Below are 24,478 nucleotides of genomic sequence, written 5' to 3'. Positions count from 1 at the left end.
AATGTCTATTAATATAGAAGTTACCGATAATATTAATAAGGTAATTGAAAATGTAAATGCTGAAAGGAAAAAAGTGGAAAAAGCAGCGGTGAGGGCATTGAACAAAACAGCACTATGGTTAAAAACGCAAGCAGCTAAGGAAATTAGTGAGGAAAAGAAGATAAAATTAACGGTAATGAGAAAAAGGCTAAGAATTTTTAAGGCTAAGACAAGTAGGTTAGATGTATTAATGAGAGCAAATTTATATGATATTAGGGTATCAGCAATTGGCAAGATGAGACAAACAAGAAAAGGAGCGAAAGTAGGAAAACATAAGTTTATAGGAGGATTTATGGCAACAATGCCAAGAGGAAATAGTGGTGTTTTTAGGCGTGAAGGAAGAACAGCTTTGCCAATACAAGAGGTAAAATTAGGACTGGAACCAGAAGCATCAAAAATAATAAAGGAGCTAGTTAATTATGAAACAGAAGGGATATTTGAGAAATATTTTGAGCGTGAATTAAACTATATTGTAAAAGTATGATTTTAATTGAGTTGCACAAAGCAATTTGCAGAATGTTGAAGAAAGAAATACCAGCGATACAGACATGTGAAATATATCCAATGATAAGAAGGGAAATAGTAGCACCAGCGGTATTTGTGGAATTGTCAAGTTTAGAGCAAGGAAAAGATTCAGGAACAGAAGAATTAGCCCTGAAAGCAAGATTTGAGGCACGAATTGTGATTGATAGCACAATAGAGAATGCAGCTATTATTGTCAGAGAATTAGCTGCTGAGGTTGCGAGAGTAGTAAATAAAAATACTTGGAACGTAAAAAATGTTTCGCCAGGTGAATTTATATCAGCAGAAATTGACGGATTTAGGCCAGAATTAGACGCGTATTTAGTGTGGATGGTAGACTGGGTGCATGAAGTACACTTGGGTCGATCTATTTGGGAAGAGGGAAAATTTATGCCACACAAAATAGAAATCGGTGAAATAAATGTTGGAAAGTAATTTTGCTATTTCAGAGTTGCAAAGAAAGTTAGCTAACATTGTACGTATTGGGCTTGTGAAAGAAGTAGATTATGAAAAAGCGAGAGTAAAAGTGCAAATAGGGGAATTTTTAACAGATTGGTTGCCATGGATAACAAGTAAAGCAGGAAAAGATAGAAATTGGTCTCCTCCAGATATCGATGAACAGGTTATTATACTTTCTGCGCTAGGAGAACTATCATTAGGGGTGGTATTAGCAGGAATATATCAGGAAAAATACCCTGCACCAGAGAATAAAAAAGAAATAAATAGTGTAAAAATTCAAGATGGGACAAGATTGTTATATGATAAAGAGAAGCATCATTTAGAGATTGAAGTAGTGGACAAAATAACATTGAAAGCTGGGGAATCAAGTATAGAGATGACAAGGAGCGAAATAAAACTGAAAGCAGATAGAATAGAACTTAATTAATTGGAAAATGAATAAATCAGTTGTGCGAGTAGGAGATTATTGTGGAGAAGCAACACCACATTTTTGCATTAGCGGCAGTAATAATGTTTTTGTAAATGATTTCCCAGTCTGTAGGAAAGGAGACAATTTTAACGAAGGAAAAGTAATGATTCAAGGATCAAAAACAGTGTTTGCAAATGGTCATGGTGTAGGAAGAGTAGGGGATTCAGTATCTTGTGGGTTAAAAGTAATAAAAGGCAGTAAAAGCGTCTTTGCAAAATAGAAATGAAGGGTATGGATGGTAAAACAGGAAAAGCGTTAGAAGGAATAGAGCACTTAAAGCAATCAATAATTGATATACTTACGACTCCTATAGGATCACGAATTATGATGAGGAATTACGGGTCTAGGCTATTTGAATTATTGGATAAGCCAGTTAATCGTGATTTAACACTAGAAATTTACGCAGCAACTGCAGAAGCTTTGGAAAAATGGGAAAAAAGGTTTAAATTAGAAAAAGTAAAAATGACAGAAGTAAAAGAGGGAAAAGTAACGCTTGACCTGGAAGGGTTGTACGTACCAATGGGGAAAAAGATTCGCTTCGATGAGGTTGTAGTATAAAGATGCAGCAGACTAACATTATTGAGCCACTGAACTTCGAAGAAATCTTTTCACGTATGAAAGAAGAATTAATAAGTCGAGATGAAAGTTTTACGGCATTAGTAGAAAGTGACTCAGCGATGAAGGTATTAGAAGTAGCAGCCTGGAGAGAGCTTTTGCTGAGACAAAGGATAAACGAAGCAGTAAAGAGTAATTTACTTAAGTTTGCGACAGGAGAAGATCTTGATAATTTAGCTGAATTTTATGGAGTGGAGAGGCAGAAAGAAGAAGATGACGAACGTTTTAGAAAAATAATTAAAGCAAAGATAATAGGCTGGAGCACGGGAGGAAGTAAAGAACACTATCGATATCATGCACTGTCAGCAGATAGTAGAGTAAAGGATGCATTAGTAGAATCACCTATACCAGGGAAAGTACAAGTTTCAATCTTATCCACAGAATTATCCACACTGCAAGAAGAATTACTAGAAATTGTCAAAAATCAGCTAAACAGGGAGGATGTGAGGATTTTAACAGATACAGTTGAAGTGGTAAGTTGCAATATGATAGAAATAGATATCCACAGTAAAATTAGCATTAAAAGACCAGATATTATTGAAACGGTGAAGAAGAAATTTATCGAAAAATTTGGAACAACGAAAAGATTAGGATGGAAGGTAACAAGATCATGGATAATAGCCAATTTGTTTATGGAAGGAGTAGAAAACGTGGAATTAATAGAGCCAAGAGAAGACATAGTTGTGAAAGGAAATGAGTGCGCTTTCTTAAAAAGTTTAAATGTTGAGTTAAATTAATGCTATTACCGCCAAACGCAACAAAAAAGGAAAAATCGCTGGTTGATGCAATAGATTACAAAGTAGATCCTGGTTGTATCAGAGGGTTTAAATTTAGCCAAGGGGAAAAAGTGTTGCCATGGATAATAGAGGAATATGGGCTAGGAGAAATCCTACATTGGGTAAAAGACAAAAGAAAGGCGATAAAAAAAGGGATAAAATTTCAGCGTTTAAGAGGAACACCTGCTTCACTGAAAATAGCACTAAAATGGGCAAATATAGAAGATATTACAATTATCGAAGAACCATCTGGCAAGCACTTCTTTGAACTGCAGATAGGGATAAAAGATGTTCCGAATGACTTCTTCGTTGATGCAGTAGTAGAACTAGCAAAACTATCATTGCCTGCAAGATCGAGGCTAATGAGGATTTTTAACGATTATTACAACATTAGCAGGTTCATATTGGATGAGAGTTTTTTCGGAAGTTTATTATCGGATTATTCCGGGGTAAAAATAGAAAAAGATGGGCCAGTTTTATCATTTGGAAGAGTAAATTTTTTCAGGTCTCATGGTCCGGTTATTAGGATTGTAGAAAACTATCTACGCGATCATTATGAATGAGCTTTAAGCAATGACATATATCGCTTGGATGTAGCAATACTTGGAGAAACCGAGCCTCATACTAAGAACTACAACGGTATTTATGAACGAAATCATGTGTGGTATAACTTCAAAGCGCTATATCCGCTACCACAGAGCTTATTACCTAAGATTAAGTTTGCTAAAGCGCAGATAGTATTATCAGATAGCTGGAACTTAGGAGAAATAAACGCGTGTTTTCCGGTTACGAGTGGAGAAGAGAAAGGAAGTAAATTTTTACTAGGAAGTGATAAACTATCTGAACAACTGTGGAATTTAAAACACAAGCCAATTTTAGAAAGGTTTAGCGTTACTCACCACTATAGTATTTTCTAAAATGAATGATAAATTTCCATTATGGTATTACCAACCAAAAGTTGTAAGTCTGTATATTTATGCATTAAAGGTCTGAGGCGGCTTTTGATGGTATTCCAACAATGCTCTATAGGGTTCAAATCTGGTGAATATGTTGGTAGATAGAGCAAACGGCATCTAGCATTATCTATTAACTCCTTTGTTTTGGGAGTTTTATGGAATGTGGCATTGTCCATAACTATTGTAGTACCATGTGGCAATTTAGGTAATAACATCTTCTCTAACCATGTATTGAATACCTCTTTGTCACACCCACCTTTGAAAGTCATTGGTGCAATAAATCTCTTTCCAATCCACCCGCCTATTATACTGATTCTCTCTCGTTTTCTTCCTGGAATATCTGCATAAATTTTCTTTCCTATTGGAGCACGTCCATACTCTCGGTATAACCTATTATCAACTCCTGCTTCATCTATATATAAGATGCTGGAATGGTCTATTTTTGAGATTTTATCGGTAAATCGCTGCCTATCTTCTTGATTGCGCTCTTGATATAGTGTAACTTTTTTTTAAAGTAATTCTTAGCTGTTTCAGCCTATACCAAATTGAATTTATTCCAAATCCAAGATTTTGTTTCATCTCTGCCAGCGTATGATCTGGATTCTTTTTAACATATTCTTCGAGTATTTTTGGGTCTATTTTTCGAATAAAGCTGCCGTTTTTCGATGGCCTTAGGCTTTCACCAGCGGCTTTCTTTCTTAACCAGCGGTACAGAGTTGCTATTCCTATCTCCAAAAGCTCTGCCACCTCAACCTTTGACTTCCCTTTTTCTATCATCGATACTGCCCTTTCCCTTAAATCCACACTATACGCCATTATAACTCAAATAGCTTATTATACCTTTATCATTTACTTTGGGAAGTACTATATCTATTAGCTTTCTAGCAATAATTCGAGCTTCTTCCCTGTCATGCACTGCACTTAGAAACGTTTCTATTACTTCACGATCAAGTAGTGCTTTACCGTTGCTTTCTAATGCTCTGAATTCTATTTCTTCTCTACGATCTTTACTGTTTTCCTTATTATTCATAAAAATTACCCTTCACTAATAACAAAATGTTTTTATATATTTACTGCTGTTTTTTTGTCAGCATTGGCATAAGGCCATAGCTTTTGAGTGAAGTCAAATCAATTTTTCAATCTTTTTTACTTATTTTTTCATCAAAAAGTAAAGATATTAATAGATAATGATTTTTTATTTTAAATTTGTTGAATTTCGTCCAAAGAGATGTCTACTGTTTTTAAAATAATATTGATAGAAATTCCTTCCTTAACTAAATTCTTTGTAATTTTCATCTTTTCTACTCTCTTCACTTTCTCTTTGCAAACTTGTATGCTTTCAAACAGAGATTTTATTAGTACATTACGTAGTTCTTGGCTTTTAATCTTTTTGTATTCTTCTATTAACCTTGATAGTTCCACTTCACTATTCTCATTTTCTGTTGTTTCTGGAAGTAGGTCTGTAATACTAATTAATAGTACCTTTGCTATTTCATCTAACATTTCAAGTGAAACACCAGCTCGTCCTTGTTCATATTCATATATTCTTTGATTTATTATACCCACTTTACTTGCTAAATCTTCTTGAGTGTATCCTCTTCTCAACCTCCATTCTTTTATTCTTTGACCTACTTTATACGGAATGGAAATTTTTTTCTCATCATTATCATATTCATCAATAGATAAACTGGTCGTTTGAGAGATAACATGAGCAGAAACTCCTTCCTTAACCAAACCCTTTGCTACTTCTATTTTTACCGCCTTTCCACTTTCTTCCTCACTAATACGGATGAATTTAGTTAATAAATAAAACGTTTCACGTAATTCTTGATCCTTAATCTCTCTATGTCTTCTTACTAGATTTAATACCTCTTCTCCCTCATACCTTCCCTCATTTGATACTTCTTGTACGCAAGCTAGATCTCTAGCAGTTGTTGATAATGCTTCTGCTAATTCATATAACTTCTTAATTGAAATTCTGCGTGTTCCTTTTTCATATTGCAGTATTACCTGATATGTTGTATCGATTTTTTTTGCTAAATCTTTTTGAGTATATCCCTTTGCTAACCTACGATTTCTTACTTCCTGTCCTATTACTTTGTAATCTAAAAAATTAGAGCATTTATTCTCTTTTTTCACATTTTATACTCATAATCAGAAGAGCCGTTACGTATACTTAATTGGGAACCTTTTTGACAAACTGAACTCATCTCCTTTCAAACAATTTTTCTATATCACTTAGTTTCATTTCTATATACGTTGGTCTTCCGTGATTGCATTGCCCAGCATACGGTGTTTCCTCCATTTGTCTCATCAACTCATTCATCTCCTCCAACTTCATTTCCCTTCCAGCTCTAATTGACCCATGGCACGCAATGGTAGCTAGTATCTTGTTCACTTTTTCTTCTATAGGTAGCGTATCTCCTATCTCCATTAATCTATCAACTATATTCATCACCATCTCTTTCACATTTATTGTTCCTAAAATTGCAGGTATTTCTTTCACCCTTACTTTATCTTCTGATTCTATTTCAATACCAAAACCCATTTCGAAAAGCTTATCTTTATACATTTCAACCATCTCCATTCCTGCTTGGTTTTTAATCTCAACTATTTCAGGAAGAAGAAGCTTTTGCCTTTTTATGCTTGATTTTTGTTTTAAGCACTCATAGATCAACCTCTCATGAGCTGCGTGCTGGTCTACTATAATTAATTTGCCTTTAGCCTCAGCAATAATGTAAGTATTGTAGACCTGACAGCGTGAATATCCCAGAGGATAATCCTCTATTAAATCAATTTGCTTCCTTTCTAAAACCATCGTTCCCTTTTGGGGTGGAGATTCTCCATATTTAAACGTTTCTGGTAAGCTTTGCCTTCTTTCATCTGGTGCATTGAATTCTTTCATTAGACGATTTTCTAAAAGACTTGGTCTCTTTTCATAAAACTCTTTTTGATCTTTTTTCTCTTGACTATCAACCTGCTCTTGGCTTTTACTATCATTAAAAATTAGCTCCTCTTCAATACCTTGATCACCCGCTGCAAATCTCGTTGATAGTGTTTTTATTATCCCTCTTCTCACTATTTCATATATTAGCCTTTTATTCTGAAATCTTACTTCCGATTTATTTGGATGCACATTTACATCTACTTGGTCATATGGTACTTCTAAATGCAACACTGCAAAAGGATACCTATTGTTTGGAATAAAATCGTGATACGCATATCTAATTGCACCAACAAGTAGATTGTCTTTTATTGGCCTTCCATTAACAAACGTATAAATCTGAGTTGAGTTGCCACGATTGACATTAGGTTTACAGATGTGTCCCTTAAGTTTGATGCCTTCTTCTTCCTCTTTAACTTCCAGTGAATTGCTTTGAAATTCTTCTTCTATTTCACATAATCTGTTGAACAGCGAAGTTTGCTTAACATATTTTAAGAGCTTTTTATTACCAGAAGTGAGAGTAAACCCAATACTATAATTAATCATCGCTAAGTTATTCACAATATCAACAATACTTTGTGTTTCTGCCCTTTCGGTTTTTAGAAACTTTAGTCTATTTGGTGTAGCAAAAAATAAGTCACGAACTTCAATATATGTACCTTGCAACAAAGAACAAGGGGTAATCTCTCTTATTTTTTCTCCTCCCTCATACCTTATAGACCATGATTCCTTTGCTCCACTTGCCTTAGACGATAATTTCATTCTGCTTACTGCTGCAATTGAAGGTAAAGCTTCTCCCCTAAACCCAAGGTGCTTGATTTCTATTAACTCACTATCGCTTAATTTTGAAGTGGCATGCCTCATAAATGCTAGTTCTAAGTCGTCCTTTTCTATTCCATTTCCATCATCTGTCACAGTTATAAGGTTACGTCCACCACTTTCTATTTTGATCTCTATCTCTGAACTTCCAGCATCTATTGCATTTTCTACTAATTCCTTTACTACACTCGCTGGCCTTTCTATTACCTCTCCCGCTGCTATACGATTTATAGTTTTTGTGTCTAAAAGAATTATTGCCATATTTTCAACTCTCAGTCTGATCAGTTTAATATCAATTAAAATCAGATTGTCTATTAAATTCTATTCTAAGCCCTTTCATGAAGATCATTAGAATTATGTATAATTATTAATGCTTTTTGTGTGCCGTAGAGATACAAGGAATGTTCAGGAAAGAGCAAACTAAGTGCGAAAGCTGCACAATAGATGAGGGTGGACCCCTCGGAGCCGGTTTACAAGAGCAGGCTTCAAACAACCATAAGCTGCTTTGGTAAAGAGCCAAGGTAGTGAGCGTTATGGAAAAGGCGTAATTATGCGTCATGTGTGAAATAGAGAGATGAACGCAAGTGAACCACTGATTACACGTCGAAAGGTAATGCGATGATGTCAAAACCAGGGGAGAAAAAGTAACTTGGGATAAGCCTATCGGGAACTTGTCTACTGGGTAGGTGGCATCCGGCATATAGGTGGCATGAACCTATTTCAGGCTATTGTGTGGAACTACGGGAACCTGTCGTTTCGATGATAAGGGAGAAGTCCAAGGAGCTGAACTCTAAGGAAGAGAGTACTGATGCGAAAAACAGGGGCGGATTAGCTTGTAGTAGTGAAGAAGTTTTTGTAATGGAAATGGAGCGAAGGGGCTGAGTTATTTAGTTTTAATTATTTATCAACCGAAAGGGAAGAGTTAATGAATAAAACAAAATCTTTTGACATACCAAAGCAACTGATTTGGAAAGCTTATAAACAAGTATCCAAAAACAGAGGTGCGGCAGGTGTAGATGAGGTCTCGATAACAAAGTTTGAAGAAAATCTAAAAGATAATCTATACAAACTGTGGAATCGGATGTCATCCGGAAGTTATTTTCCAGAATCAGTAAAAGCTGTTGCGATACCAAAAGATACAGGAGGACAAAGAACTTTATGTGTTCCTTCAGTATTCGACAGGATAGGGCAAACAGCAGCTACTATGTATCTCGAACCGTTAGTAGAGCCGGAATTTCACGAAGATTCATATGGTTATAGACCAAACAAGTCTGCACTGGATGCGGTAAGTACAGCGTGTAAGAGATGTTGGAGAAGTGATTGGACGATAGATCTTGATATTTCTGGATTTTTCGACAATCTGGATCATGTGTTAGCACTGCAAACTATCAAGAAGCATACAGATTGCAAGTGGGTCATACTGTACGTGGAAAGGTGGATGAAAGCCCCGATTCAACTAGCAGATGGCAGTAAGGTAGTTAGGAATAAGGGAGTTCCACAAGGAGGTTCTGTAAGCCCAATCATTTCTAACATATTTATGCATCATGCATTTGATATGTGGATGAGGCAAAACTACCCAACAATACCGTTTGAGAGATATGTAGATGATGCAATGGTGCACTGTAAAACCCAGAAACAGGCAAAATTCATAAAAGACAAGATCGAAGAAAGATTGGCTGAGTTTAAGCTAAAATTACATCCTGAAAAGACACAAATAGTGTACTGTAAGGATGACAATAGGAGAGATGAGTTTCCAATACAGAGCTTTGACTTTCTGGGTTACACGTTCAGACCTAGACTGGCAAAGAACAATAAAATAGGAAACTATTTTGTCTCATTTCTACCTGCAATTAGCAACAAAGCCAAGAAGAAGATCAACCAAACCATAAGGTCATGGAAAATACGTAGGCAAACATATACAACACTAGAGAAAATATCAAAGAAAATAAATCCTATAGTCCGAGGCTGGTATCAGTACTATGGCAGGTTTTATAAATCAGAGATGTATCCATCTCTCAGAAATGTAGAGTGGCACCTAGTAGGATGGGTCAGAGCCAAATATAAGAAACTTCGAAATCATAGAAGACTAGCAAAGCAATTTCTAGCAAAAGTGAGAAAGAGGTCTCCAAATATTTTCTATCACTGGACACTAGGATTGGGATCAAAAGGCTGAATAACGGGAGCTGTATAAATTGAGAGGTTTACGTACAGTTCTGCGAGAGACTGGTGGGGAAGCTCCGCCGGTCTACTCTCCAAGTGGATTTCCTATTGTTCTTTCTAAGTTCCTTGGTGCACGTAACGATTATTCTTTAAAAAGAATATTGGCTACTGAGAAGAATGAAGACATCTTCATCAGAAAAAAAAGGGGCAAAAACAGAGAAAATTGACGTAGCTACTTAAGGCAGGTGTCTCTATTGCAGCTGAGACAACTGATCTACTCATGATCAAATGAAAAAGTTATAAGCATACAGATTGGATTACAGTATCTTTTTTAAGAAGAAGATTTATCTTGCTTAAAAACTTGTAGATACTATATTTTACATACATTCTTCATGCGAGGCCTTTATGTTTACTAATAGAATATCTAATAATCTGGATCAGCTGCAATTTTTTGTAGAGTTTTTAAATGAAAATTATGAAATTCAGAAACATCTTAGTCTTACACCACTACATTTAGCAGCAGGAAATGGTCAGTTGGATTTAGTCAACACTTTATTAGGAGAAGGTTTAGATATTAATTCAGAGATTAAGTACGATGGCTTTACGCCACTGTATTTTTCAATTGCAAAAAATCGCTTAGAGATGGTTAACTTTCTTATTGCTCATGGAGCAGATGTAAACCATAAGACCATTCTAGGCTTTACACCTTTAAGTTTTGCATCCCAGCAAGGATATTTAGATATAGTCAACACCTTGATTGCAAATGGAGCAGATCTTAGTACTAAAACAGATAAACTTAATACACCTTTACACCTAGCAGCAGAGAATGGTCATCTAGATATAGTAAATGTTTTTATTGAAAAGGGATTAGATGTTAATGCTGTAAATAATGATCGAGCAAGACCTTTGCATTCTGCAGTACAAAATGGTAACCTCGAAGTAGTTAAAGCTCTTATTTCACAAGGGTCTAATATTAACGCTGGATCTTCAGGCATAGGTAATCATAAAGTTGATGCAAACATTACACCCTTACATCTGGGAACACAAACTGGTAGGTTAGATATAGTTAAAGTTCTGCTTGAAGCGGGAGCAAACGTTAATGCAAAAACAGATGATAAGATTACACCTCTACATTTAGCGTCTCAAAATGGCTTTTTAGAGTTAGTAGACATTTTACTAAAAGCAAAATCTAATGTTAATGCTAAGGATTATGAGAATCTTACACCTCTACATTTAGCAGCAGAACGTAATCACTTTGGAGTAGTTAAGTCTCTTCTTCTCGTAAGGGGAATTGATGTTAATGCTAAGGACCACGATAATTCCACAGCTTTACATATAGGATCTCAGAATGGTCACTTAGAAGTAGTGAAGCTACTAATAGAGAAAAAAGCCAATGTTAATGCTAAAAAAAACGAAGGTTTTACACCTTTGCATCTAGCAATTCAGCAAAGTCATTTCGAGGTGAGTGATTTTTTAATTAAAAATGGAGCAAACATTAACACCGTGGATGATCAGAATTGGACTCCTTTACATAATGCAGCATATAATGGTTTTTCTTTAAAAATAGTAGAGAGCTTAATTGCAAAAGGAGCAAATATAAATGCAAAGATGGATGATGGTAGAAGAGCTCTACATTTGGCAGCAGAACATAATCGCTTGGAAATAATGAATTTCTTGATTGAAAATGGAGCAGATATTAATGCTCTAGATAACAGAAGTTGGACTCCTCTACATTGTGCAGCATATGATGGTAATTTAGAAGTTGCTAAATCTTTGCTTGATAAAGGAGCAGACATTAATGCTAAAACAGTTAAAAGTACTACACCTCTACACTTTGCAGTAGACCATGATCATTTAGAGGTGGTTGAATTGCTCTTAGAAAAGGAAGCAGATATTAATGCTTTAGATCACACAAATTGGACTCCTTTACATTTTGCAGCAGAAAAAGGTTATGATCAGATAGCAACCGTTCTATTGAAACATGGTGCTGATGTAAATGTAAAAGAAAATCAAAATAAAGGCACAGCCCTACATCTTGCAGCTCAATATGGTCATCCTAAGGTAGTTAAAACTCTTATTATAAATGGAGCGGATGTTAATGCAAAAATGGATAAAAATGCTACGCCTTTACACTTAGGGGCACAAATTGGTAATTTAGATATAGTTAGGTCTCTACTTATGAGCGGAGCATACTTTAATGCTAGAGCTGAAGGAGGTAGATATGTTTTACCATTACACTTTGCGGAAAGAAGAGGAAACCCAGAAGTAATAAAATTACTAAAATTGGTTGAGAAGTTATTTAAGGCTATAGAAGATAATAATTATTTAGGAATTGAGAGTTCCATTAGAGATGGAGCAATCATTGATTCGAAGAACGTGGATGGAAGAACGCCATTACATTATGCTGTTAATAATGGGCACATAAAAGTTGTAAATATCTTGCTAGCAAATGGAGCTGATGCTACTAAAGTTACTAACAAGGGTAATACACCATTACACACTGCTGCTTCCAAAGGTCATAAAGAAATTATTGAAGCTTTGTTACAACGTGTAAGCCACAATAAATTGAGTGATTTTATTAATGCTAAAACAATAGTTAAAGGCACTACATCGTTGCATGTTGCTACTGAAAATAGCTTTTTCGAAGCTGTAAAATCTTTGTTGAAACATGGTGCAATTTATAACATCAAGAATAAAGAAGGTAAAACACCACTTGATCTTTCTCGAGACCAGAATATTACTAACCTATTGAAATTAGTAGAAGAGCTATTTGAAAATGCAAAAAATGGTAATGTTGAAATTATCAGTAAGCTGAGAGCAATAAAACCCGATGAGCGCGTAGCTGTAACAAATGCTCGTGATGATCAAGGCAAGTCATTAGTCCAGGTTGCAGTAATCAATAAACACTCAAACCTTGCAAGTAGATTATTAGAAATATTAAAAAGTCCAGATCAGAGTTTACAAGATGTCAGCGTAGAAAATCGAGTAAAGAGTTTAAAGTTATAGCTCTCTTAAATGAAACTCTAATGAGGGTGCCAAGGTCTAGAAAATATACAAAAATTTTGTTACAAAATAGTGAAATTTAGGAGGATTTTAAAAATATGCTAAATAATAATATTAACAAAGAATTAGAAAAAGCAGTCTATGAACGAAACTTAGAAAAAGTTAAAGCTCTTTTGTCTGCAGGTGCTAATGCTAACCTTAGAGTAGAAAGGAATAGAGATACGTTACTTCATACTACTAGTAGTGTAGAAATTACTAAAGAGCTTTTGTTAGGTGGTGCGGAAGTCAATTCAAGAAACATGTATAGTGAAACTCCACTACATTCTGCTATAACACTGGGGAAGGAATTAGAATTAGTTAGAGAACTTCTGAAACATGGTGCTGATGTAAATGCAACAAACCGTAAAGGCAATACTGCACTGAACCATGCTGTAAAAAAAAGTGGTAAAAATCTGGAAGTAGTTAAAGAACTATTAGAATATGGAGCTGATATTAATATAAGAAATCGTGAACGACGGCTTTATGATAATTGTTCCACATCTTTAGATAACGCTGTAAGTGATCTAGCATGCGCTAAATTGTTGATTAAATTTACTTTAGTAAGGAACTTCAATAAGGATTACGGAAAAATTATTGACTTATCTCCTTATAAAGGATGCAGTAATTACAGTAAATTATCAAGTTATCTAGATGACTGTGTTTGTGAAATTCTTCAAATGAAAACAGATGAAATAAAAGATAGCCTTCCACTATATGAATTTGTTACAAATAACTTCAACATACATGTACTATATAATAATCAATTATCTGTAAGACTAGCAAAAATTGATTATTCCATACGCTATCCTATATATAATGATATCATATTAGATAAGGTAAAACCTTTTTTAGAAAGAGCAGATTTGTTAAATAAGTTAAGTAAGATACAATTTTATACTAAATTAGATGTGGCAGATCAAGATGCCAAAGAAAAGAAAATTATTCTGGATCATGATTCTACATATAATATAACTGAATATCTATCTAATGATAACTTGTTAAACTTTATAGTAGCGTTTGATGATTCCAATAAACGTACTTTTCAATCTTTAAGTTCCTTAAATAATCTCGTAGAGCCTGGTACAAGACTTTATGAAACTTCTATAAGTAATGATACCAAACGTGCAAGATTAGAATAAATACATTTTTTGTCAGTACTAGAGTTTTTTATGAACAACAATTAGTCGTATGGTTCCAGAGAGGTGATACATAAGAGATTGCTATAGTATTTTCTAAAATGAATGATAAATTTCCATTATGGTATTACCAACCAAAAGTTGTAAGTCTGTATATTTATGCATTAAAGGTCTGAGGCGGCTTTTGATGGTATTCCAACAATGCTCTATAGGGTTCAAATCTGGTGAATATGTTGGTAGATAGAGCAAACGGCATCTAGCATTATCTATTAACTCCTTTGTTTTGGGAGTTTTATGGAATGTGGCATTGTCCATAACTATTGTAGTACCATGTGGCAATTTAGGTAATAACATCTTCTCTAACCATGTATTGAATACCTCTTTGTCACACCCACCTTTGAAAGTCATTGGTGCAATAAATCTCTTTCCAATCCACCCGCCTATTATACTGATTCTCTCTCGTTTTCTTCCTGGAATATCTGCATAAATTTTCTTTCCTATTGGAGCACGTCCATACTCTCGGTATAACCTATTATCAACTCCTGCTTCATCTATATATAAGATGCTGGAATGGTCTATTTTTGAGATTTTATCGGTAAATCGCTGCCTATCTTCTTGATTGCGCTCTTGATATAGTGTAACTTTTTTTTAAAGTAATTCTTAGCTGTTTCAGCCTATACCAAATTGAATTTATTCCAAATCCAAGATTTTGTTTCATCTCTGCCAGCGTATGATCTGGATTCTTTTTAACATATTCTTCGAGTATTTTTGGGTCTATTTTTCGAATAAAGCTGCCGTTTTTCGATGGCCTTAGGCTTTCACCAGCGGCTTTCTTTCTTAACCAGCGGTACAGAGTTGCTATTCCTATCTCCAAAAGCTCTGCCACCTCAACCTTTGACTTCCCTTTTTCTATCATCGATACTGCCCTTTCCCTTAAATCCACACTATACGCCATTATAACTCAAATAGCTTATTATACCTTTATCATTTACTTTGGGAAGTACTATATGAGGTTGTCCGGAAACTAGTAAATTCAAGCATATTCCCTCTTTAACATAACCCTACTCATAGCTAGGTATATGAAATTCTCAGTGGATGTTGTGAGTAAATCATACTCCTTCGATAGCCTTCTATTCCTATTAACCCAAGCAAAAGTCCTTTCTACAACCCATCTTCTTGGCTGTACTTTAAACCCTTGTTCTCTTGTTGGTAGTAGCTCAGGTGGCGTATCTTTGTGCACCCAAAATCTACATGGAGGCCTTTTAACAATTTCAATATCTATGTCATATTCTTCCTTTATGTGATTCTTTAAATTTCTTCCTTGGTATCCCATGTCAGCCCACATTTTTTTAACTTTAGTATATTTTGTTCTCATATTGTTTAATGCTATTTTAATACCATCTCTATCATTTTCGTTAGCAGCGCCTACGTAACAACCTAGTATAAAACCCTGAGTGTCTGTAATTATATGCCTTTTTCTACCCTTTACTTTTTTACTTCCATCATAGCCTTTGATCCTCCCTTTTCTGTAGTCTTTACAGATTGACTATCTACTATACAGGCACTCGGCTGCTCATTCCTTCCTATTTTTCTTCTACTATATTTTGTAATTTCATAATTCATTTTCTCAAAAATTCCCTGCTTCTTCCATTGCCTGAACTGCTCATACACAGTCTTCCATAGCGGAAAATCATTTGGTAAATACCGCCATTGACACCCTGTACGCAATACATAGAAAATTGCTTCTAATATTTCTCTTTTGCTATACTTTGGCGGCCTTCCTCCTTTCTTGTATGATACTCTGAAGTGTTTTTCTATTCTTGCCCATTCCCTTTCGCTTAGATCTGTTGGATACTTTTTTCTCATCTTTACCCCGTACTAAAATTTCAGATATTATAGCCTTTTACTTATTTCCGGACAACCTCTATAATGCCAAAACACTAAACTTAGTGCTTTTTTATGTAAGTTGATCATCATTTCTCTTTGTTGTTTTCAAACGGGTTATTATTAGTAGGTGTTACTAAAAATTTAAACAACCAACACATTTCCCACACCCAAAATCAAATGTTGTGAAGGCTTTTCGTCCTGAAATTGCAGGATTAGTAGATATTCTCTCAAAAATATTTTATTAACAAAAGATGCTATTTTAATTTTTGCCATATTAAGTAAACTTTGCTATTCTAATAATGGTGTAAATATATCTCAGAGAGGGTTTATGCATGTACCTAAACAACAAACCAGTTTTTATCAAGAAGATAAACAGTTTTTATCACGTTCTTACACATCAAAAGAGGAGTTTATTAGAGAATATAAAAAGCTCTACCGCAGAAAAGCAAAAGCTGAAGAACTTTATCTCCTGGTTTTAACTGAACTCGAAGAGGCAATATCAGATGGTAATGTCGACAGCTTAAAAAAATTAAGCAATTTTATTGATTACATAAGTGATGCAGAAGATCAAGTAACTTTGAGAGACTATTATGATAATGCTAACAATCCTGTTAAGAGTACTAACTTAGTTATCTTAGCTTGTAAACACAATAAGGTAAAGATTTTAGAATACCTACTTGGCAATAATAGTAAAATTCTCAGTAATTTATCTGTTGGCATCAGAGAAACTACTATATTACCAGATGATGAGGATGAAACATGCCATAATGCGTTTTATTATGCTATACGTTCAGGTAATGTTGAACTTCTTGATACACTCATTAATAAATGGCTAGGTAATTATTTTGCTGTTCATTTCAGGGAATTAGATGAAATTCTTTCACGAGCTTATGAGGAATTAAAACTAAAGAACGTATTCTTGTCAGAAGAGATAGAAATTTTTGTTGAAAATAAGTTGATAAACCTCCGTTTTTTCTCTAGTGCTTCTGGACAAGATCAGAATGTGAAGAGTTATCTTAATAACATAAGAGAGCGGATTGAGTTAGTACTTCAAAATATTAGCCTGTTAAAGGCAGAGTATTCAAACACAGAAAAAGTAGATGAAAAGTTTTTATTCATAGCAAAATTTATTGCACAAAATATTCATATATTAAAGCGGCAGTTGAAATCAACCTACGATAGACTACCTTGGGAAGAAATGGAATTTTGTTTGATCAGTTTTGTTTCTTCTCACATAAAACGACAGGAAATGAATCTATTCTATAATGCCACATTGAATAAAAGTAAAATACTAGACCACTTGGAAAATTTTGCAAAGAAACTTAAAGAAGAAAAAGATATTATAGAAGGTGTGGACATTGGTAAATTTGCTGATCTCCCGAAGTTAAAACGTGAGAGGGTTGTTGCAGAGATCGTTAGCAATTATCCTCAATTTGGAGAGTTGTATAGCGATTATCAACAAATTAGGGATATTCATTCTTTAGAGAAAATAAGTGATTATATAAAGTTGGCATTATCAGCTAATCCTAAAGAAAGGGAAGGACAGTTAATTATTACAAGGGTTTTACAGGTTATTGGTGAATATTTAAAAAACACTCTAGAATCTCCCAAGTTATCTAGCACTACAAGCGAGCTTCTTCTACTATCATTACCAAAGAACACAAGAGAAGTCATTATAGATTTACGTAATTCACTATCACATGCTTACTCGCTCTCTAAAAGAACAGAGATTGAGGAAAATACAGATGTTAACTTTTTTATTGGTGTTCAAAATGATACTAAAAGAATCGATAATGTAATTACTGATATTCTTTACAATAACAAGATTAAAATAGTCATAATGTTGCTAAAGAAAATTACCAGTAGTGAAAACTTAGACGAGATAAAAGAAGTTGCTGGAATATTTAGTAACGTTGAATTAGATGAAATGATTACAGAGAGTTTTAAAGTGATGGAACATGATAAGCTTGAAAAACTCATAAAAGAATTAAGCAATAATATAACTGAAAAGACGAATTATGAAAAGGAGCTGTTTAATAAAATTGATAACATAATCAATTTTGCAAAAACTAAATCAAAAAATATCAGAACTGATTATGTTACGGCGTTTATATCATTAAAGAGCTTAGATGTTGGTTTGAATGACAATAAGATTGACCATAATGTTATTAGAGGAATAAAATTCTTTGCTAATAAAACACTAGAGAATATTCCTTCCCAAATAGAGTCTCACAATCTTAAAGAAATAGCCGAACTATCAATGAAAATTTCTCATAGTGTTAGGTCAAGAATACAGGATGACAACCTTGATAAAGTAAATAGATTAACTTGTGAGATTTTTTACATTGCTGAACTTGGAACAGGTGACCTTAAATGGATTGAGGAATTAAGAAACAAGTTGAATGAGAAAGGTTCGTTTATTCCTATACATAAACAAAGGAAGGCTTACAACATAACAGAAGAAAAATACAATAACCAGCTTGAACTGAAGTTATCTGAACTGAAAAGTATTTTGAGGAATAACGCATTAAGTGGCAAGTTAACTGAAAAGCTTCCTTCCTACAAGAGGAATAAAAAGTTGCAAGCAGTAGTAGAAATGCTTGTTCTGGATATAATGTCAATTTTAGGTAGATCAGAGAAGCATCTAGAAAACAATCTACTTTTTTTAGATGATAACACTCCTTTATTAACTGGAAAATGTTTGCGTAATCATTTAGCACATGATAATACCTTAGTTGATGTATTGTTATCTGATCCCTCAATAGCAGTTATCTTGAATGCTAAAAAACTTATTTCAGAAAATGTAATAAAAAGTAAGAAGAAAATTGGCAAGTCGGTAAGAGATGATCCTTCCAAGCTGAAAGATAAATACGATCAAAACCTTATCACTATTACTAATCAGGAAAAAATGTTTGCTGCGTTGGAAGAAGGAAATCTTGAAGACTTAAAGAGTTATCTCAAAAAAGGAGCAGACATCAATGCTAGAAGTATTAACTCATGGACTACATTACATTTTGCTGCTAAGGGACCTAGTCTTGAAATTATAAAATTTGTTCTTGATCAAAATTTAGACGTTAATGTTAAAGATATTAATGGTCAAAGCCCACTACATATTGCTGCTGCATATGGAAGGAAAAATATTGTGGAATTTTTTATAGGAAAAACAGGTGTATATGTTGATGATCTAGATAATAGTGGCAAAACATCACTACATATTGCAGCTAAAAATGGTCACAAAGATGCTGTTGAAATTCTACTAAAAAATAATGCTAATACTAATACCAAAGATATAGCTGGTTTTTCACCTTTACACTATGCAATAAAAAACAATCATATTGATGTTGCTAAGATTATGCTGGAAAAAGAAGCGAATGTTGACATCAACGAAACTATGGGTGGCTTTACTTCACTACATATAGCTGCAGAAAGTGGTTATCTAGGGCTAGTTAATTTTTTACTGAAAAATGAGGCAAATGTTAATGCAAGAAACGATAAGGAGGGAATACCATTACATACAGCAGCACTAAATGGCCACCTAGAAGTAGTGAATGCTTTAATTCTCAAAGGAGCCGATGTTAACTCCAGAGTTATAGATGGTTGTACACCATTACACTATGCAATAGAAAACGGTCATGAAAAGATAGCTAATATTTTATTGAAGCATGGAGCTAATGTTAATGTTGTTGACAAAACCTATAATAACACACCTTTGCACTATGCAGCAAAAGATGGACATGAGAAAATTGTTAAGGCTTTACTGACAAATAAGGCAAATGCTAGTATTGCCACTGTGGAAGGTATAACCCCACTACATTTTGCAGTGCAGAGTGGCCACTTGAAGATAGTTGTTGCTCTTCTCGAGCATGGGGTTAACGTTCGCGCTAAAGATAAAAATAATGCTACGCCATTACACTATGCAGCAGAGAGTGGTCATAAGGCAGTTGCTGAGCTTTTAATAAAAAATGGAGTAGAAATCAATGATAAAGCCAATAATAATCTAACACCATTACATGTAGCTGCTCTGAAAGGTCACAAAGATATTATTGAACTCCTAATAAGAAATAAAGCTGAAGTTAGAGCTCAAGACATTAAGGGTAGTACACCATTACATGCAGCTGCGATGAATGGTAGCAAAGATATTATTGATCTTCTAATAAAAAATAAAGCTGAAGTTGATGCTAGAACTAATGATGGCATGACGCCATTGCATGTAGCTGCTCTAAGTGGACATAAAGACGCTATTGCTTTTCTAATCAAAAGTAAAGCTGAAGTCAATACTAGTGCTAATTATGGTCTTACACCTTTACATGCAGCTATTGTAGGGGGTCACAAAGATATTGTGAACCTTTTAATAAAAAATGAAGCCAAAGTTAATATGGAAGGTATTGCAGGTAGTACACCATTACATGTAGCTGTGGAGGAAGGTTATAAAGAAATCGTTGGAATTTTGGTAGCAAATAGAGCCAATGTTAATGTTAAGAGTAACAACCTAACACCATTGCTTTCTGCTATTAAGCATAATCATAAGGAAATCGTTGAAGTTCTTGTAGAAAATGGAGCTAGTGTTAATGTAGAAGGTGGTGAACCTTTATTACTCGCAGTTCTTGCTGGCTACAGAGATATTGTAGAGATTTTGCTAAGAAATAAAGCTTATGTTAACACAAAAGGTCCTGAAAATACTACACTATTGCATTTGGCTGCTAAAAGAGGTCATAAGGAGATAGTAAATGCTCTGATAACAAAAGGAGCTAATGTTGATGCTATGACTATTAATGGTACAACACCGTTATATCTTGCAGCACAAGAAGGTCATGGGGAAATTGCTGAAACTTTGATAGCAAATAGGGCTAATGTTAACATTGTAAATGTTGAAGGTGCTCCGCTACATATAGCTGCAGGACACGGCCATGATAATGTTGTTGAAGTCCTATTAAGTAATGGAGCAAAAATTAATGTTAAAGACAATAAGAGTAGAACATCTTTAGAATTAGCAGTGTCACATGGTCATTTGCAAGTGGTTAAAATGTTACTGCAGTATAAAAAAGTAGATATGAATGCTAAAGGCAATGATGATTGGACTATACTGCACATTGCTTCACAGGAAAGTAACTTGGAAATGGTAAAATGTCTAGTAGATGAAGGGTCTAATATTAATGCTAAAAATGCCTCTGGATCAAAGCCTATACACATTGCAGCTAGAGAAGGTTATAAAGATACCGTAGAGTTTTTCCTTAGCAAGGGGTTGAGTATTAATGAGCTTGGTACAGCTAACCAGACATTACTACACTATGCTGCAATGAAAGGTCGGTTAGAAGTTGTAAAGTATTTGATAGCACAAGGTGCTGACGTTAATGCTAAAGATACTAATGGCTTAACCCCTATGCATATTGCTGCTAATTTTGGTTATAAAGACGTTATTGAAGTTTTATTAAAAAATGGTGCAGTTTATAACGCTGTTGACAAGCTTTGTAGAAGACCATTAGAAATGACTAACGATAAAGACGTTATCAATCTATTAGCATCAACTGAGAAATTATTTGAGGCTGTAAAACGTAATAGCTCTTCAGAGATTGAGAATTACATTAAAGCAGGAGCGTTTGTTAATGCCAAAAATGCTGATAGTGTAACACCATTATATTATGCTGCATGGAAGGGCTATGATGGAGTTGTCAATATTCTATTACAAAATAAAGCTAATCCTAATGTGGTTGGTAACAAGGGGTTTACTCCTCTGCATTATGCTGCTAAGTTCTCTCACTTAAAAGTTGTAAAGGCCCTATTGTCTAATGGTGCAGTATACAATGCTGTCTCTGACAGTGGGAAAACACCATCAGATTTTACTGTGGATAAAAGTATAACTAGCTTATTTAAACTAGTCAGTGAATCATTTAAAAAGGTTAAAGATGGTAATGCTCAAGTTATTAATGACCTAAATAAGATAAAGGATATTGATACAGTAAAAGCAGTGATGAGTGCTCGTAATAGAGAGAACAAAACGTTAGTAGTTGCTGCAGTACATAGTAACTTTTCAAAAGTCGAGCAGTTGAAGCAGATATCGCAAAGTGACGTATCCGCTCAGATTGATACAGCTTTAGTGCTCTTGAATCAAGGCAATTACCAAAAAGCCTTAAGTATTTTCAGAAGCGCATTTGAAAGAAGAAAAGAAATACTAGGAACAGACAATCCTGGTACTTTAGATATTCAGACATATATAGCCAAAGTGCTATATAAGCAAGGAATTTACCAAGAAGCTTTAAATATGCTTGAAGAGATTTTTCAGAAACAAAAAGAAATGCTGGGTTTAAACGATAAGGATACTTTAAGTACAAGAAGTACAATCGCTTTAGTGCTGCATAGACAGGGGAAAGATGAAGAAGCTTTTAATATTTATCAAGAAGTCTATCAGAGACAAAAGGAAATACTAGGGTCAAATCATTCAGATACCTTAAATACTCAGTTTCACATGGCATTAGTATTAGATAAACAGGGAAAATATGAAGAAGCGTTAAATATCAATAGGGCAGTTTTTGAAAAGAGGAAAGAAACACTAGGTACACATGATCTAGCCACTGTGAGTGCCAAAAATAATATAGCAATGGTACTAGCTAACCAAGGTAAATACGAAGAGTCCTTAAAAATCTATAAAGAGGTTTTTGAAAAGAAGAAAATAATTTTAGGTATTAATCATGCTGATACCTTGAGAACGTTACATAACATTGCTGGGGTACTCTTCAATCAAAATAAATATCATGAAGCCTTGAAAGCTTTTCAAGAGGTTTTAAATATACAGAAAAAAGCTTTACAACAAAATCACCCAGAAGCCTTGAATACTCAATACAACATAGCAAATGTACTTTTTGCTCAAGGGAAATGGATCAGCGCACTTAAAGTCTACAGAGAAAGTTTTGATCAAAGAAAAGCTGTTTTTGGACCAAGTCATCCGAGTGTTTTAGACATTTTAAAAAAGATAGAGATGATTAATTTTAGATTTAAGCTTGAGGGTAGCGAAGCATCAGAGGTTCTCCAGCATCTGCAGAAAGATATCAACATTGCTGCTAGTAAAGGTGATATACGAACTGTTCAGCGTCTGTTAAAAGATGGAGCTGATGCCAACGATAAAGATATTGATGGAAGAACACCGTTGCATTACGCTGTTAGCAATGGACACATAGATATTGTAAACATCTTACTAACAAATGGAGCTAATGTTAGTCAAGTTACTAATAAAGGTAATACACCATTACACACTGCTACTTCCAAATGTTACAAAGAAATTGTTGAGGTTCTGTTACAACATATCAGTCGTGATAAATTAAATGACTTTGTTAATGCTAAAACTACTTCTAGTGGTACTACATCACTTCATGTTGCAGCTAAAGGTGGCTCCTTGGAAGTTGTAAAATCTTTATTAAAACATGGTGCAATTTATAACATCAAGAATAAAGAAGGTAAAGCACCACTTGATCTTTCTCGAGACCAAAATATTACTAACCTATTGAAATTAGTAGAAGAGCTGTTTGAGAATGCAAAAAATGGTAATGTTGAAATTATCAGTAAGCTGAAAGCAATAAAACCCGATGAGCGCGTAGCTGTAACAAATGCTCGTGATGATCAAGGCAAGTCGTTAGTCCAGGTTGCAGTAATCAATAAACACTCAAACCTTGCAAGTAGATTATTAGAAATATTAAAAAGTCCAGATCAGAGTTTACAAGATGTCAGCGTAGAAAATCGAGTAAAGAGTTTGAAGTTATAGCTCTCTTAAATGAAACTCTAATGAGGGTGCCAAGATCTAGATCATTTAGAAAATTATAGTGGGCTTTACATCTTATTAATTATAAATTAACTTACTATCTAATCAATCCCTAAGTCATGTATGAGTAACATTTTGATAATATTAGCAGCAGGAAAGAGCAGTAGAATGAATTCTGAATATTCAAAAGCGTTGCACCAAGTGGGAAATCTTACTCTTTTAGAACATATAATTTCTAATGCAAAATTGCTGAGTCTAAAAAGCTTATCAATTGTTGTTAACAACTCCATTCTAAAAGATTTAGAAAACTTTGATACCCTAAAAAGTATAATCGATCAATACAATATAAAACTAATAATGCAAGAAGATATTACAGGTACTGGCACTGCAGTTAAAATTGCTCTAGAAAATCTGGAGGAGTTATCTGATCAAGACATAGTTTTAATACAGTATGGAGACACTCCTTTTATATCTAGCGATACAGTTATGAAAATGACTGATTGTTTAAAGTATAATAATTTAGTTCTTCTTGGATTCAATAGTCAAGATGAACAATATGGAAGATTAGTAATTGATAATTACGGAAATGTTCAAAAAATCCTAAAAAATGGAGATAAAATGCTTCTTGCAAACTCTGGAATAATGGTTTCATATGCTAAAGATCTCTTTACCTTAGTAAAAGAAATAAAATTTAATAATTCGACCAATGAATATTGTCTTAATGATATAGTGCCCATTGCAGCAACCAATAACTTGAGTGTAGGTTATGTAGTTTCTGATGAAAGAGAAGCAATGGGAGTAAATAATAAGGAGGATTTGATTAAAGCCGAACACTATTTTCAAGAAAGAAGGCAGCCAACTTTTCTTTCATAACTACATTTTTTTATTCATTAATTTAAGTTGA

Annotated in this window: 17 protein-coding genes and 3 pseudogenes; 12 read left to right on the top strand and 8 right to left on the bottom strand. The window is 34.3% G+C overall.

The window, feature by feature from the left end; translation table 11 throughout:
- Position 1: 1 nt before the first annotated feature.
- From AAGD62_RS04255 to AAGD62_RS04225, 7 genes and pseudogenes are all read left to right on the top strand, one after another.
- Positions 2-523 (top strand): phage tail protein, encoded by a 522-nt coding sequence (locus AAGD62_RS04255; RefSeq protein ID WP_006280676.1) that lies wholly within the window; start codon positions 2-4, stop codon positions 521-523.
- On the top strand, positions 520-996 hold the full coding sequence (locus AAGD62_RS04250) for a hypothetical protein (protein WP_010962732.1): 477 nt from the start codon (positions 520-522) through the stop codon (positions 994-996). The genes AAGD62_RS04255 and AAGD62_RS04250 overlap by 4 nt, the downstream gene beginning before the upstream one ends.
- Positions 983-1,447 carry a phage baseplate assembly protein V gene (locus tag AAGD62_RS04245; RefSeq protein WP_012673195.1) on the top strand — a complete coding sequence of 155 codons (465 nt, stop codon included), beginning with the start codon at positions 983-985 and terminating at the stop codon, positions 1,445-1,447. The genes AAGD62_RS04250 and AAGD62_RS04245 overlap by 14 nt, the downstream gene beginning before the upstream one ends.
- Positions 1,448-1,454: 7 nt before the next feature.
- The gene (locus AAGD62_RS04240) at positions 1,455-1,709 is read left to right on the top strand and encodes a PAAR domain-containing protein (protein ID WP_010082105.1); all 255 of its coding nucleotides are present in this window, start codon (positions 1,455-1,457) and stop codon (positions 1,707-1,709) included.
- A 2-nt stretch (positions 1,710-1,711) separates the two neighbouring features.
- Entirely contained in the window at positions 1,712-2,047 is a 336-nt protein-coding gene (locus AAGD62_RS04235; protein ID WP_007552425.1) for a GPW/gp25 family protein, read from the top strand.
- A gap of 2 nt (positions 2,048-2,049) precedes the next feature.
- The gene (locus AAGD62_RS04230) at positions 2,050-2,841 is read left to right on the top strand and encodes a baseplate J/gp47 family protein (protein WP_012673194.1); all 792 of its coding nucleotides are present in this window, start codon (positions 2,050-2,052) and stop codon (positions 2,839-2,841) included.
- Positions 2,841-3,797: pseudogene (locus AAGD62_RS04225) on the top strand (phage tail protein). Before AAGD62_RS04230 ends, AAGD62_RS04225 begins: the two are co-directional and overlap by 1 nt.
- Here the strand turns inward: AAGD62_RS04225 and AAGD62_RS04220 are convergent.
- The 5 genes and pseudogenes from AAGD62_RS04220 to mutL all read right to left on the bottom strand — a co-directional run bounded on the left by AAGD62_RS04220 (position 3,794) and on the right by mutL (position 7,860).
- Positions 3,794-4,276, bottom strand: a complete 483-nt coding sequence (locus tag AAGD62_RS04220; protein WP_231115908.1) for an IS630 family transposase — start codon at positions 4,274-4,276, stop codon at positions 3,794-3,796. The pseudogene AAGD62_RS04225 and the gene AAGD62_RS04220 overlap by 4 nt on opposite strands.
- Positions 4,277-4,304: 28 nt before the next feature.
- Entirely contained in the window at positions 4,305-4,652 is a 348-nt protein-coding gene (locus AAGD62_RS04215; protein ID WP_155968342.1) for an IS630 transposase-related protein, read from the bottom strand.
- A 52-nt stretch (positions 4,653-4,704) separates the two neighbouring features.
- Positions 4,705-4,866 (bottom strand): annotated as a pseudogene (locus AAGD62_RS04210) (DNA repair protein RadC); the annotation flags it as partial.
- Positions 4,867-5,036: 170 nt separating this feature from the next.
- Positions 5,037-5,975, bottom strand: coding sequence for a helix-turn-helix domain-containing protein (locus AAGD62_RS04205; protein ID WP_213863494.1), 939 nt, complete (start codon positions 5,973-5,975; stop codon positions 5,037-5,039).
- Between the two features lie 67 nt (positions 5,976-6,042).
- Entirely contained in the window at positions 6,043-7,860 is a 1,818-nt protein-coding gene (gene mutL / locus AAGD62_RS04200; RefSeq protein WP_213863493.1) for a DNA mismatch repair endonuclease MutL, read from the bottom strand.
- Between the two features lie 664 nt (positions 7,861-8,524).
- On the opposite strand from mutL, the gene ltrA reads away from it, so the two are divergent.
- From ltrA to AAGD62_RS04185, 3 genes are all read left to right on the top strand, one after another.
- Positions 8,525-9,772, top strand: a complete 1,248-nt coding sequence (gene ltrA, locus AAGD62_RS04195; RefSeq protein WP_155968744.1) for a group II intron reverse transcriptase/maturase — start codon at positions 8,525-8,527, stop codon at positions 9,770-9,772.
- A gap of 392 nt (positions 9,773-10,164) precedes the next feature.
- The gene (locus tag AAGD62_RS04190) at positions 10,165-12,765 is read left to right on the top strand and encodes an ankyrin repeat domain-containing protein (protein ID WP_213863490.1); all 2,601 of its coding nucleotides are present in this window, start codon (positions 10,165-10,167) and stop codon (positions 12,763-12,765) included.
- A 95-nt stretch (positions 12,766-12,860) separates the two neighbouring features.
- Positions 12,861-13,940 carry an ankyrin repeat domain-containing protein gene (locus AAGD62_RS04185; protein ID WP_174516910.1) on the top strand — a complete coding sequence of 360 codons (1,080 nt, stop codon included), beginning with the start codon at positions 12,861-12,863 and terminating at the stop codon, positions 13,938-13,940.
- Between the two features lie 93 nt (positions 13,941-14,033).
- Here AAGD62_RS04185 and AAGD62_RS04180 read toward each other — a convergent pair whose 3' ends face one another.
- From AAGD62_RS04180 to AAGD62_RS04170, 3 genes and pseudogenes are all read right to left on the bottom strand, one after another.
- On the bottom strand, positions 14,034-14,516 hold the full coding sequence (locus AAGD62_RS04180; RefSeq protein ID WP_231115908.1) for an IS630 family transposase: 483 nt from the start codon (positions 14,514-14,516) through the stop codon (positions 14,034-14,036).
- 28 nt (positions 14,517-14,544) lie between these two features.
- The gene (locus AAGD62_RS04175; protein ID WP_155968342.1) at positions 14,545-14,892 is read right to left on the bottom strand and encodes an IS630 transposase-related protein; all 348 of its coding nucleotides are present in this window, start codon (positions 14,890-14,892) and stop codon (positions 14,545-14,547) included.
- Between the two features lie 78 nt (positions 14,893-14,970).
- A pseudogene (locus AAGD62_RS04170) lies at positions 14,971-15,803 on the bottom strand (IS5 family transposase).
- A gap of 349 nt (positions 15,804-16,152) precedes the next feature.
- Between AAGD62_RS04170 and AAGD62_RS04165 the strand changes: the two are divergent.
- Together AAGD62_RS04165 and AAGD62_RS04160 are read left to right on the top strand one after the other, a co-directional pair.
- Complete coding sequence (locus tag AAGD62_RS04165) at positions 16,153-23,577, top strand: ankyrin repeat domain-containing protein (protein ID WP_213863489.1); 7,425 nt, start codon at positions 16,153-16,155, stop codon at positions 23,575-23,577.
- A gap of 120 nt (positions 23,578-23,697) precedes the next feature.
- On the top strand, positions 23,698-24,447 hold the full coding sequence (locus AAGD62_RS04160) for an NTP transferase domain-containing protein (RefSeq protein ID WP_213863488.1): 750 nt from the start codon (positions 23,698-23,700) through the stop codon (positions 24,445-24,447).
- Positions 24,448-24,478 lie beyond the last annotated feature (31 nt).

This window comes from Wolbachia endosymbiont (group A) of Eristalinus aeneus (assembly GCF_964026915.1).
Classification (GTDB): Bacteria; Pseudomonadota; Alphaproteobacteria; order Rickettsiales; family Anaplasmataceae; genus Wolbachia; species Wolbachia pipientis.
Note: the sequence above shows the minus strand (reverse complement) of the source record. Positions and strands in the feature narration are given on the sequence as shown.

What these genes read in the sequence shown, in the direction of transcription:
- AAGD62_RS04255 (WP_006280676.1), top strand. Translation starts at nt 2, where the DNA reads ATGTCTATTAATATAGAAGTTACCGATAATATTAATAAGGTAATTGAA.
- AAGD62_RS04250 (WP_010962732.1), top strand. Translation starts at nt 520, where the DNA reads ATGATTTTAATTGAGTTGCACAAAGCAATTTGCAGAATGTTGAAGAAA.
- AAGD62_RS04245 (WP_012673195.1), top strand. Translation starts at nt 983, where the DNA reads ATGTTGGAAAGTAATTTTGCTATTTCAGAGTTGCAAAGAAAGTTAGCT.
- AAGD62_RS04240 (WP_010082105.1), top strand. Translation starts at nt 1,455, where the DNA reads ATGAATAAATCAGTTGTGCGAGTAGGAGATTATTGTGGAGAAGCAACA.
- AAGD62_RS04235 (WP_007552425.1), top strand. Translation starts at nt 1,712, where the DNA reads ATGAAGGGTATGGATGGTAAAACAGGAAAAGCGTTAGAAGGAATAGAG.
- AAGD62_RS04230 (WP_012673194.1), top strand. Translation starts at nt 2,050, where the DNA reads ATGCAGCAGACTAACATTATTGAGCCACTGAACTTCGAAGAAATCTTT.
- AAGD62_RS04215 (WP_155968342.1), bottom strand. Translation starts at nt 4,652, where the DNA reads ATGGCGTATAGTGTGGATTTAAGGGAAAGGGCAGTATCGATGATAGAA.
- mutL (WP_213863493.1), bottom strand. Translation starts at nt 7,860, where the DNA reads ATGGCAATAATTCTTTTAGACACAAAAACTATAAATCGTATAGCAGCG.
- ltrA (WP_155968744.1), top strand. Translation starts at nt 8,525, where the DNA reads ATGAATAAAACAAAATCTTTTGACATACCAAAGCAACTGATTTGGAAA.
- AAGD62_RS04190 (WP_213863490.1), top strand. Translation starts at nt 10,165, where the DNA reads ATGTTTACTAATAGAATATCTAATAATCTGGATCAGCTGCAATTTTTT.
- AAGD62_RS04185 (WP_174516910.1), top strand. Translation starts at nt 12,861, where the DNA reads ATGCTAAATAATAATATTAACAAAGAATTAGAAAAAGCAGTCTATGAA.
- AAGD62_RS04175 (WP_155968342.1), bottom strand. Translation starts at nt 14,892, where the DNA reads ATGGCGTATAGTGTGGATTTAAGGGAAAGGGCAGTATCGATGATAGAA.
- AAGD62_RS04165 (WP_213863489.1), top strand. Translation starts at nt 16,153, where the DNA reads ATGCATGTACCTAAACAACAAACCAGTTTTTATCAAGAAGATAAACAG.
- AAGD62_RS04160 (WP_213863488.1), top strand. Translation starts at nt 23,698, where the DNA reads ATGAGTAACATTTTGATAATATTAGCAGCAGGAAAGAGCAGTAGAATG.